The following is a 12,658-nucleotide window of genomic DNA, read 5'->3' as shown; positions in this document are numbered from 1 at the left end:
AAACGACATGGCTAAATTAAGCTTATTATCCCTACTGGCAATAGTCTTGCTTTCCTGCAACTCACTTAAAAAAGTTGAGCAAGATGAATATCTGGTTCTAAAAAACACCATTTACGCAGATTCCATAAAAATTAACAACGAGGAACTTGAAAGTCTTATTTACCAAAAACCTAATTCAACTGTATTAGGGTACCCACTAAGACTCAACTTATACAATTTAGCAAAGGAAAATCCAGACTCATCCTTTAACGCCTGGCTGTATAAAAAGAAGAACAGGGAGAGAAAGTTGGATAAAATATTATCTGCCAAGCAAGTTGAGCGTTTAGGGGAATCTTTTTTAGTCAAAGGCCTAAGTAATTGGCTAAAAGATATTGGTGAAGCACCTACTGTTTTAGACACGACAAGAACACGATTAAGCCTTGCTAGGCTAAGTGCATATTATCAAGGGAAGGGTTATTTTACGAATAACACGAGTTATGAAATAGACACCCTAAAACATAATAGAAAGGCGAAAGTCAATTACCACATAGAACTAGGTAATCCCTATATGATTGACTCCCTTGCTAATGATATTTCATCAACAGCTATTGATTCGCTATATTTTCTAAATTCAACAACCTCACTCGTAAAAGAGGGTCAGCAGTTCGATTTATCTAATTTTAACAAAGAGCGTGAACGCTTAACCAGTATTTTCAGAAATAGCGGTATCCGTAATTTCCAAGAAAGCTCCATTACCTTTGATATTTTAAGAGATACCGTCAGGTCTACCGATGACCAAAAGATGAATATTACGTTAAACATTGGTAACCTAAAGACCCGGGGAGAGAATGAAGTAACTACATCTGCGTACAAGGTTGAAAAAATAAACAAGATAAATGTTTATACAGATTATCTATCAACAAGTATTATAGACACCATTAGAACAGTAAATTATGGAGACTATACTATTCACTATTCCCCTAATTTTGATATTAAACCAAAAACATTGGCTAACACCATCTTTTTCAAGAAAGACAGCACTTACAGGGATGTTGATAAAATAAGAACCTCAAGACAATTAAATGCCCTAAATATTTTTAAATATCCGAATATAATTTTTGAAGCAGATAGTATTGGAAATAAGGTAAATACCAACATCTACCTAGCTCCAAAATCTAAATATTCATTAGGTACAAATTTTGAAGTAAGTCGTTCTAATCTTCGAAGATTAGGAGTTGGCTTAGGCACTACCCTACTCATTCGAAATATTTTCAAAGGGGCGGAAAATTTAAGTATTTCTGCTGATGGTGCTTACGGTCTTTTAAGTAATTCTACTTTTGAAGCAAATTACTTTTCAGAGATCGGCGGAGATATCACCCTTGATTTTCCACGTATTTGGTTTCCGTTCGTTAACACCTCTAAAATAATACCTAATTATTCATTGCCTAAGACTCGAATTGCTATAGGGACGAGTTTTCAAAATAACATCGGGCTTGACAAGCAGACTTTTAAAACTGTTTTAGGCTATAATTGGGTTCCTAGTGACTTCGTAAACCATAATGTTGAACTATTGAATATACAATTTGTTCGTAATGTAAATAGTAATCGGTTTTTTAATGTGTATCGAAATACGTTTGAAAGATTGGATGATATTGCCGACAGCTACCACATCGACCCACTACTATCAGCATTTTTTGAAAACGAATCAGACCCTACAGACCCAAAGTTGATAATACCTGCAGGGACTACTGGATTTATAAATGCAATACAGAATAGAACTATATCCTCGACAACATCAGACTTTAATGATGTAACACGTTTAGAAGAAAGAAGAAAACGCTTAACGGAGAACAATTTAATTTTTGCCACCAACTATACATTCAACAAAACAAATAGAAATGGAATTATAGATAATAATTTTTATAAATTTAGATGGAAACTTGAAAGTGCGGGTAATCTTTTATCAGCTTTTTCAAGTTTTGTTCCCTTTAATAAAAATGACAAAGAACAGTTATTGGTCTTTGGCGTGCCCTTTTCACAGTATATAAAGAACGAATTCGAATATGTAAAATACTGGGACCTTTCACGCTCAAACGTTTTGGCAGCAAGAGCTTTCTTTGGTATGGCAATACCTTATGGAAATTCTGACAACATTCCTTTTGTACGCAGCTATTTTGCTGGTGGCTCTAATGATAACCGAGCGTGGTTTCCATATTCATTGGGTCCTGGCAGTGTTTCAGCGGTTAACGATTTTAATGAAGCTAACCTAAAATTCTCCTTAAATCTAGAATATAGATTCCCGATCGTCGGTGATATTAATGGTGCCATTTTTGCTGATGCCGGAAATATTTGGAATGTTTTCGACAATGTTGAAGACCCTAATGCTACGTTTGATACCCTAGCGTCGTTAAAAGATATCGCATTGGGGACTGGACTTGGCATACGGTACGATTTCACCTATTTTCTCTTTCGTTTAGATTTAGGTTTTAAGACGTACAACCCGGCCGAAATACAATCTGAAAGATGGTTTAAGGATTATAATTTTGCCAACTCTGTTTTACAAATAGGCATCAACTATCCGTTTTAAATATAATTGTTTTATTACTTTTGTTCCACATTTTTTTAGAAACTAATAGACCAATTAATTATGGCTCACAATATTAAACCGGGAGTTGCTACCGGAGACGAAGTTCAAGCAATATTCAATTACGCAAAGGAAAAAGGGTTTGCATTACCTGCTGTAAACGTTATAGGATCTGACACTATTAATGGTGTTTTAGAGACTGCGGCTAACTTGAACGCACCTGTAATCATTCAGTTTTCTAATGGTGGCGCACAGTTTAATGCTGGCAAAGGACTATCAAATGAAGGCCAGAAAGCAGCAATATTAGGTGCTGTAGCTGGAGCAAAGCATATACATCAATTGGCAGAGGCATATGGTGCAACTGTTATTTTACATACAGATCACTGTGCTAAAAAATTATTGCCATGGATAGATGGTATGTTAGATGCTAGTGAAAAGCATTTTGCTGAAACAGGTAAATCTCTTTTTAGCTCGCATATGATTGACCTTTCTGAAGAGCCTTTAGAAGAGAACATTGAAATTTGCAAAGGATACTTAGAGCGTATGAGCAAAATGAACATGACGCTAGAGATCGAATTAGGTATTACAGGTGGTGAAGAAGATGGTGTTGACAACTCAGATGTTGATGATTCTAAACTATATACGCAACCAGAAGAAGTAGCATATGCATATGAGGAACTTTCTAAAGTAAGTCCAAGATTTACAATTGCTGCTGCATTTGGAAACGTTCACGGGGTGTACAAGCCTGGTAACGTGAAATTAACCCCTAAAATCCTTAAGAATTCTCAAGAATATATTACTAAAAAATACGGTGTTGAACATAACCATATCGATTTTGTATTCCACGGTGGTTCTGGTTCTACAGTAGAAGAAATTAGAGAAGGTATCAGCTACGGTGTTATAAAAATGAACATCGATACAGATTTGCAATATGCGTTTCTTGCGGGAGTTCGCGATTATGTTCAAGACAATAAAGACTATTTACAAGCTCAAATAGGAAACCCTAATGGGGCTGATGAGCCTAACAAAAAATTCTATGACCCAAGAGTTTGGTTAAGAAAAGGAGAAATTACTTTCATCGATCGTTTGAAAAAAGCGTTTGAGGACTTAAATAACGTTAATACGTTATAACAGACTTTACGATAACCTGAAAATGGACAATATGACGGCTTGGTTTAAAAGAAAAGAAAAGGGAATACAGACTTCTACCGAAGAAAAAAAAGACACTCCAAAAGGCCTGTGGTACAAATCACCCACAGGCAAGATTGTTGAGTCTGAAGATCTGGCCAAAAACTTTTATGTTAGTCCAGAAGATGATTACCATGTTAGAATAGGAAGTAAAGAATACTTCCAAATTTTGTTTGATAACAATAAGTTTACTGAACTTGATGAGAAGCTGACATCGAAAGATCCTTTAAAATTCGAAGACACCAAAAAATACGTAGAACGGTTAAAGGCAGCACAGAAAAAAACTGGACTAAAAGATGCTGTTAGAACAGGATTCGGTAAGTCATTTGGAAAGGATATGGTAATCTGTTGTATGGATTTTAAATTCATTGGTGGCTCAATGGGAAGTGTTGTTGGTGAGAAAATTGCTCGTGGTATTGACTACGCCATTAAGAAGAAGACACCATTTATGATGATTTCCAAGTCTGGTGGCGCCCGTATGATGGAAGCTGCGCTTTCGTTGATGCAGCTTGCTAAAACATCTGCAAAATTAGCGCAGTTATCAGAAGCCGGACTTCCATACATATCTCTTTGCACAGACCCTACAACTGGTGGTACAACGGCATCGTATGCAATGCTTGGTGATATCAATATTGCAGAGCCAGGAGCATTAATTGGTTTTGCAGGCCCTCGTATTGTTAAAGACACCACTGGTAAAGAATTACCTGAGGGCTTTCAATCCTCTGAGTTTTTATTAGAACATGGTTTCTTGGATTTCATTTCACATAGAAAAGATTTGAAGAAAAAAGTGAATCTATATATAGACTTAATTCAAAATAATCCCATCAGAAAGTAATGCTGCTAGATGTTTTCTTAATTTGAAATAGTTTCATATTTCAAAAAAAGAGTATCTTTGCGCCCTGATTGAAAATCAATCATAATACATAAAAATCATTTAAAATAATATTGGAATGTATCTAACAAAAGAAGCAAAATCCGAACTTTTCAAGAAACACGGCGGAAAATCAGAGAACACAGGTTCTACTGAAGGTCAAATCGCATTGTTCACACACCGAATTAATCATTTGAGCGGTCACTTGAAAAATAATCATAAAGATTACAACACAGAGCGTTCACTTGTGAAACTCGTAGGAAAAAGAAGAAGTCTTCTTGATTACATGATTAAAAATGATATTGTAAAATACAGAGAGCTAATTAAAGAGCTTGGTATTAGAAAATAATAGTGCAAAAGGGGATAGTTAACTATCCCCTTTTTTTTTAAAATACTCCGCGCCTTGGGAGATTTAGCCAAACATTGGCAAAGGCGAACACAAAAAGCTACACACGGTTTTTCATTGGTCAACACAACAACACAACAGCTCCGACCAGAGAAATTTAGTCGGAAAGACCATTGTTTAACTAATCTGCAAAAAGCAGGTTTTAATCAAATTTTATGATTCCAAAAGTATTTAAAGAGGTCATAGACCTTGGTGACGGTAGGGAAATTTCTATCGAAACCGGAAAATTGGCAAAACAGGCACATGGCTCTGTTGTTGTTACATCGGGAAAATGTATGATGTTATGTACAGTTGTTTCCAATTACGAACAAAAAGATCTTGGTTTTCTACCATTAACGGTAGATTACAGAGAGAAATTTGCAGCTGCAGGTCGTTATCCAGGTGGTTTCTTTAAAAGAGAAGCAAGACCAAGTGATGGTGAAGTGCTTACGATGCGTTTAGTGGATCGTGTTTTACGTCCATTATTCCCAAAAGATTATACCGCAGAAACGCAAGTGATGATACAGTTAATGTCTCATGACGAAGACGTTATGCCCGACGCAATGGCTGGTTTAGCAGCATCAGCAGCTATCCAATTATCAGATTTCCCATTTGAGTGCGCAATCTCTGAAGCAAGAGTTGGTCGTATTAACGGAGAATTTGTTATCAACCCAACTAGAGCACAATTAGTAGATTCTGACATCGATATGATGATTGGAGCATCTGCTGATTCTGTAATGATGGTTGAAGGTGAAATGAATGAAATTTCTGAAGACGATATGGCTGCTGCTATTAAGTTTGCACATGAAGCTATTAAACTTCAATGTGCAGCTCAGTTAAGATTAGCTGAAGCATTTGGAAAGAAAGACGTTCGTGAATACGAGGGTGATAGAGAAGATGCAGCTTTAGAAAAGAAGGTTCATGATATGGCATACGATAAAGTATATGCTATAGCAAAAGCGGGATCTGCTAAACATGAAAGAAGTGCTGCATTTGCTGAAATTAAAGCAGACATTAAAGCTACTTTTTCTGAAGAAGAATTAGCAGATTATGGCGGTTTAGTTTCTGATTATTATCGTAAAGCCGAAAAAGCTGCGATAAGAGATTTAACCTTAAATGAAGGTTTACGTTTAGATGGTCGTAAAACAGATGAAATTAGACCAATTTGGTGTGAGGTAGATTACTTACCATCAACACACGGTTCAGCAATTTTTACAAGAGGCGAAACACAAGCTTTGGCAACTGTAACTTTAGGAACCTCTAGAGATGCAAACAAAATAGATATGCCATCCTACGAAGGTGAAGAAAATTTCTATTTACACTATAACTTCCCTCCTTTTTGCACCGGTGAAGCTAGACCAATTCGAGGAACCTCTCGTAGAGAAGTTGGACATGGTAATTTAGCACAACGTGGTTTAAAAGGAATGATTCCTGAAGATTGTCCTTATACTGTAAGAGTTGTATCTGAAGTATTAGAATCTAACGGTTCATCTTCTATGGCAACTGTTTGTGCTGGTACAATGGCGTTAATGGATGCTGGTGTGCAAATGACAAGACCAGTTTCTGGAATTGCAATGGGATTAATCTCTGATGCTGATTCTGGTAAATATGCGGTTCTTTCTGACATTTTAGGCGATGAAGATCATTTAGGTGATATGGACTTTAAAGTTACCGGTACTTCAGAAGGTATTACTGCCTGTCAAATGGATATTAAAGTAAAAGGATTGTCTTACGAGATTTTAGTAAATGCACTAAAACAAGCTAGAGATGGTCGTTTACATATTTTAGGCAAACTAACAGAAACTATTTCTTTACCAAATTCAGCTGTAAAAGAACATGCGCCAACTATGGTTACGCGTAGAATTCCTAACGAATTTATTGGTGCTTTAATTGGACCAGGAGGAAAAGTGATTCAAGAGATGCAAAAAGAAACTGATACAACTATCGTTATTAACGAAGATCCAGTGACTGAAGAAGGTATCGTTGAAATTTTAGGCGTTGGACAAGAAGGTATTAATGCTGTTATGGCAAAAATAGATTCTATTTTGTTCAAACCTGAAGTAGGGAATGTATATGAAGTAAAAGTTATCAAGATGTTAGATTTTGGTGCTGTTGTTGAATATAAGGATGCTCCAGGCAATGAAGTATTGCTTCACGTTTCTGAATTGGCTTGGGAAAGAACAGAAAACGTATCTGATGTGGTAAACATGGGTGATGTGTTTGATGTGAAATATTTTGGTCTTGACCCAAGAACAAGAAAGGAGAAAGTTTCACGTAAGGCACTTTTACCAAAGCCCGAAGGTTTTGTTGAAAGACCACCACGTGACGACAAACGTAAAGATGACCGTCGTGGAAACGATCGTAGTCGTGATCGCGATAGAAAACCAAGAAGAGATTAATTCTTCTAAAGTTTAAAAAGTTAGCCTCGACATTTTTTGGTCGGGGCTTTTTTATGCGTTTCATCGGATAAATGAATTTTTTCCTTCCTTTTTGTAACATTCGGAAGTTTTTTACGTACAAGTATATGCAGTCTATGCAAACTGAACTTAATTTATTTTAATGAGACAGCTTAAGATTACAAAACAGGTCACCAATAGGGAGACCGCATCTTTGGACAAGTACTTACAAGAAATTGGAAAGGTTGACTTGATTACCGCTGATGAAGAAGTAGAGTTGGCACAACGAATCAAGGCAGGCGACCAGCTCGCTCTTGAAAAACTTACAAAAGCCAACCTCAGATTCGTGGTTTCAGTTGCTAAACAGTATCAAAACCAAGGCCTTACTTTGCCAGATTTGATTAACGAGGGTAACCTTGGTCTAATTAAAGCTGCACAGCGTTTTGACGAAACGCGGGGATTCAAATTCATCTCCTACGCCGTATGGTGGATCCGTCAATCTATATTACAAGCTCTGGCAGAACAATCGCGTATCGTTCGTTTGCCGTTGAACAAAATTGGTTCGATTAATAAAATCAACAAAACTTTTGCTTTTCTAGAACAAGCGCATGAAAGAATGCCTTCTCCAGAAGAAATTGCAAAAGAATTGGATATGACCGTTGAGGATGTAAAACAGTCCTTGAAGAATTCAGGAAGACATGTATCCATGGATGCGCCTTTAATTGATGGTGAAGATTCTAACCTTTACGACGTTTTGCGTAGTGGTGAATCTCCAAATCCAGATAGAGAGTTATTAAATGAATCTTTACGTACAGAAATCGAACGTGCATTAGAAACATTGACACCGCGTGAGGCAGACGTTATTCGTTTATACTTTGGTCTTGCAGGCCAGCATTCAATGACTTTAGAAGAAATTGGAGAAACTTTTGACCTAACAAGGGAAAGAGTTCGTCAAATTAAGGAAAAAGCGATTAGACGATTAAAACATACCTCAAGAAGTAAAATTCTAAAAACGTATTTGGGTTAGAAACCAATAGCGGTTAAGCTATAAAAATTGCACGTTAAATATTCCTTAAATTGGTAATATGGCATATTAATTGTAATTTTAACGGTAACAACAGTTTATCATGACTGTTCGTTTTTTGATTGATGAATAAACTCCGGCTGATTACCGGAGTTTTTTCATTTAATACATTTTTGAAACCTTGTCAAGAAAATCGACAGCCTTAAAATAGTACTAGTAGCAAATCATACTATTCCTATTTCACAAGCTTTTCAAACGCATAATCAATACTATTTAATCATAATTAAAGTATTGTAAACTACCTATTTATTGTATTCAATGGCAAAACTATATCTTTTGCCTTTTTCAAGCGTTGTTTCTTAACAATCAATATACAATATGATAAAAAAAACCTTATTAATTGCTCTTGCCGTGTTGCTATATACTACTATTCAAGCACAGACAAAAGCACTTCAGAATCTAGATTTTACGGTAACCTCAAGTTGCAGCTATATCGCCGCACCACAAGGGTTTCAAATTCATGTTTTAAACGGTACTAATGCCGCGGGTAGCGATAGAAATCATTTGGTGGTTGAAACTATTCGACCAAAATATTATGATAATGCCATCTATGGTACAAATTGTTCTTCCAACGGAAATTTGATAGATACACCATGTTTTAAGCATATTGGAACACAGAATAATAATATTGGAATATTTGGCACAAACAGCTTCGCTCACGACCCAGATGGCAACTTCATTTTAGGTGATGTGTACGAAATTAAGAATAGAACGTATGGTCAAAACCCATATAACGGCAATGGCTTTTTTTTAGAGTTTAGTGGTCACGAAGCACTATTATGTGATGATGATTTCTTTTATCACATCATAAACAAGATGAACCAATATAGCCCAAATGGCCAGTCAGCTATTCCATCCATTAACGGTGCAAGTAGGTCATTCAATAATCACGCTCCTTTAACAGGCGGTGTAACCACAAATGGTAATGGAACTATTGATGACCCAATAGGTCACAATTGGATGAATGACAATAGTTTTGAAAGACTTACAACGTACTTAGATGCAAATGCTACTGGGGATTGGCTCAACTACTTACGAGTTGTTGAATCGGGGTATAGTCTTGATTTTAACACCTTGCACAATGCTAAAATACAGCAAGAATTAACCAAAAAAGGATACCGCGAAACAATGAAAATGATTGCGAAGAACAATCTAGGTAAATATACAATTCGTGACCTAGCGGAGCTTTCCGAATACCCCCGAAACAATCAAGAATCCAGTACACCTGTTACCGTTACTGTATTAGGTGTAGCCAGTAGTTTAGGAAGCATTACTACAGCAGGGAATAATGATGCGATACAAAATAATGATGCAACAGAAAACATTATAACACTACTAAATGCACCCCTTAGATTGGGTGCTTCTCCAAATACAAGCAACGTAGTTTTTCCAAGCTCATTCTTCGATAAACCAAAGCACCAAGCTTTTTATTTGGGTAATAGTGTAGGCGCTTCACAATATGGACCATTAACAACATATTACAAACACGATCCATTACCGAGCAAGTGTAACCCAAATAATGATGATTATATACCTGCGGCATTCCTCAATATTCATATATTGGATGAACTTATTTTAGATTGGCAGTATTTAACTACCAAAAACTTCAATGCTCTGGTAGGAAGGGGGTTTGACTTAGAAAGAGAATATCTTCATGATTTTTCCCTGGCATGTGGTAATTCGGCTGATACAGATGACTGTTTTAACCAATTAATGTCCATCAATCCAGACCTTAAACGTTTACCTGTTTATCCTATTAGCATTGACCAGGTTTCAAATAACCAGTCAAGTGTCAAAAACTCAAAATTGAAAACAATTCAGAATAAGAAATCAAATAAAATTCATATCAAGAAACCACCAATCGCTAAAGAAAAACCAAAGCCAATATTAATTAAAACCGAAGCATATTATCAAGATTTAATTGAAAACAAGCTATTCAGGATGAATCCAGCATAAAGCAAAACCGATTGCATTCCAAAAGAAAAAGCAAATGGCCCTTCACGAAAAAAGTACTAAATTTTATCCAAATATAGAAGTTTTCAAAAACCTGCGACCAAGTATTGGAGTTTTTTCATTTATATAAGTTAGTTTTAAATCGATATAAGACCTATTAATTACCTGTGAAAAAGATTGCAGCCCTTGAAAGTTGTGCCTTTTTCAAATAACCCAAAATGCAATTATTCTTTAGTTTGATGTTATCCTTTCTATTATCATATTCATCTGGTACTATACAACATAGTACCGCATTTTCTTCTTATACCGCTCCCACCCAAAGCACCCTGTGGCCAATATACACAACAGAAAACACATTGTTTTCATTATGGGCGCCCACTGCAGCGGAGGTAGTTTTAACTTTATATAAAACTGGAAATAACTCCGAAGCCTTTACCACCAAACAGTTAAAAAAAGGGGCGGATGGCATATGGCAACTTAAAGTTGATGGAGACTTAAATGGCACTTATTACACATTTCAAGTACGGGTAGAAAATTTATGGTTAGCAGAAACACCTGGTATCTATGCTAAGGCAGTTGGCGTTAATGGTAATAGAGCAATGGTAGTAGATATGGAATCTACAAACCCAGAAGGATGGACAATGGATAAAGGTCCAGGTTTAACCAATTACAATGAAGCAATAATTTATGAGCTGCATATTAGGGATATGACTATTCATCCTCACTCTGGATCATCCTCTCCTGGTTCGTATTTAGGATTAGTAGAGGAAGGGACAAAGGGACCTGAAAATGTAGCAACAGGAATTAATCATTTAAAGGAATTAGGGATTACTCATGTGCACTTATTACCAACTTTTGATTATTATTCCATCGATGAGGCCACTTTAAATACCCCACAATTCAACTGGGGCTATGATCCAAAAAATTACAATGTACCTGAAGGTTCCTTTTCATCAGACCCTTTTAATGCTGAAGTCAGAATTAAGGAATTCAAACAAATGGTAAAGGCTTTTCATGACAAAGGTATCGGGGTCATTATGGATGTTGTTTATAATCACACCGGCAAAACCGAAGAATCTAACTTCAATCAAGAAGTGCCTGGCTATTATTACCGCCATTGGGAAGATGGCTCTTTTGCAGATGCCGCGGCTTGTGGGAACGAAACAGCATCTGAACGTGCCATGATGCAAAAGTTCATGATAGAATCTGTAACCTTTTGGACCCAAGAATACCATATTGATGGTTTTCGATTTGACCTTATGGGTATTCATGACGTCGAAGCAATGAACAAAATATCAGATGCTGTTAAAAAAATAAATCCAGATGCATTACTATATGGCGAAGGATGGACCGCTACAGATTCGCCCTTACCTGAAGCGGAAAGAGCACTTAAAAAACACATGCAACAGTTACCCGATATTGCCGCCTTTAGTGATGACATACGGGACGGAATTAAAGGATCTGTCTTCGAGGATGAAAGTACTGGTTTTGTTAGCGGGGCAACAAACACAGAAGAATCCATAAAATTTGGTATTGTAGGGGCTATACAACATCCGCAACTCGACTATGAAAATGTCAATTACTCAAATGCTCCTTGGACTCAAGAACCATGGCAAGCGATCAATTATGTTTCATGTCATGACAATCACACGTTACTCGATAAACTAAAGGTTTCTAGACCAAATGCCGATTTAGAAGAGTTAATCGCTATGCATAAATTGGCAAATGCGATTGTACTAACAACGCAAGGCACCCCTTTTCTACATGCAGGTGTTGAACTACTTCGTACTAAAAATGGTGAGCACAATTCCTATAATTTACCTGATAGTATAAATCAAATCGATTGGAATTGGAAGGTAAAACATCAAGACGTTTTCAATTATTACCGAAATTTGATTACTTTACGAAAAGCACATCCTGCATTTTTTATGAATAGTGCCTCAGATGTCGTTAAACATTTAAAATTTCAAATGGTGGAAAATGGAATTATTTCCTATACTATTGAAGACCATGCCAATGATGATAGTTGGAAAAATATTTTAGTAATCTATAACGCATCAAATAAAATCATTGATTATCCTATAAAAGAAACTTGGCAAAAGGCAGTTTCTAGAGACAACTTTGATTTAGAAGGAAAGCGTACCTTAAAAAATAAAATAGCGGTTCCAGCCCTATCTTTGTACGTTGCATTTCAAAAATAATAGAACATATACACTCT

8 protein-coding genes are annotated in these 12,658 nt (G+C 36.3%); all 8 read left to right on the top strand.

Features of this window, described 5'->3' with window-relative positions:
• The first annotated feature begins 7 nt into the window (after positions 1-7).
• The 8 genes from ES765_RS05750 (at position 8) to pulA (ending at position 12,641) form a co-directional block, all read left to right on the top strand.
• Positions 8-2,566 (top strand): BamA/TamA family outer membrane protein, encoded by a 2,559-nt coding sequence (locus tag ES765_RS05750; RefSeq protein ID WP_249356246.1) that lies wholly within the window; start codon positions 8-10, stop codon positions 2,564-2,566.
• 60 nt (positions 2,567-2,626) lie between these two features.
• Complete coding sequence (fbaA, locus tag ES765_RS05745) at positions 2,627-3,694, top strand: class II fructose-bisphosphate aldolase (RefSeq protein ID WP_138112157.1); 1,068 nt, start codon at positions 2,627-2,629, stop codon at positions 3,692-3,694.
• Positions 3,695-3,725: 31 nt separating this feature from the next.
• Positions 3,726-4,586 carry an acetyl-CoA carboxylase, carboxyltransferase subunit beta gene (accD, locus tag ES765_RS05740; protein WP_138112398.1) on the top strand — a complete coding sequence of 287 codons (861 nt, stop codon included), beginning with the start codon at positions 3,726-3,728 and terminating at the stop codon, positions 4,584-4,586.
• Positions 4,587-4,701: 115 nt separating this feature from the next.
• Positions 4,702-4,971 carry a 30S ribosomal protein S15 gene (gene rpsO / locus ES765_RS05735; RefSeq protein ID WP_138112155.1) on the top strand — a complete coding sequence of 90 codons (270 nt, stop codon included), beginning with the start codon at positions 4,702-4,704 and terminating at the stop codon, positions 4,969-4,971.
• 212 nt (positions 4,972-5,183) lie between these two features.
• Entirely contained in the window at positions 5,184-7,406 is a 2,223-nt protein-coding gene (locus tag ES765_RS05730) for a polyribonucleotide nucleotidyltransferase (RefSeq protein WP_138112153.1), read from the top strand.
• A gap of 160 nt (positions 7,407-7,566) precedes the next feature.
• Complete coding sequence (locus ES765_RS05725; RefSeq protein WP_138112151.1) at positions 7,567-8,430, top strand: RNA polymerase sigma factor RpoD/SigA; 864 nt, start codon at positions 7,567-7,569, stop codon at positions 8,428-8,430.
• Between the two features lie 375 nt (positions 8,431-8,805).
• Positions 8,806-10,443, top strand: a complete 1,638-nt coding sequence (locus ES765_RS05720; protein ID WP_138112148.1) for a hypothetical protein — start codon at positions 8,806-8,808, stop codon at positions 10,441-10,443.
• Positions 10,444-10,658: 215 nt separating this feature from the next.
• Positions 10,659-12,641 (top strand): type I pullulanase, encoded by a 1,983-nt coding sequence (pulA, locus tag ES765_RS05715; RefSeq protein WP_138112146.1) that lies wholly within the window; start codon positions 10,659-10,661, stop codon positions 12,639-12,641.
• Positions 12,642-12,658 lie beyond the last annotated feature (17 nt).

The sequence above is a fragment of the Maribacter sp. ACAM166 genome (assembly GCF_005771495.1).
Taxonomy (GTDB): Bacteria; Bacteroidota; Bacteroidia; order Flavobacteriales; family Flavobacteriaceae; genus Maribacter.
This window is presented reverse-complemented; position numbering and strand designations above follow the sequence as displayed.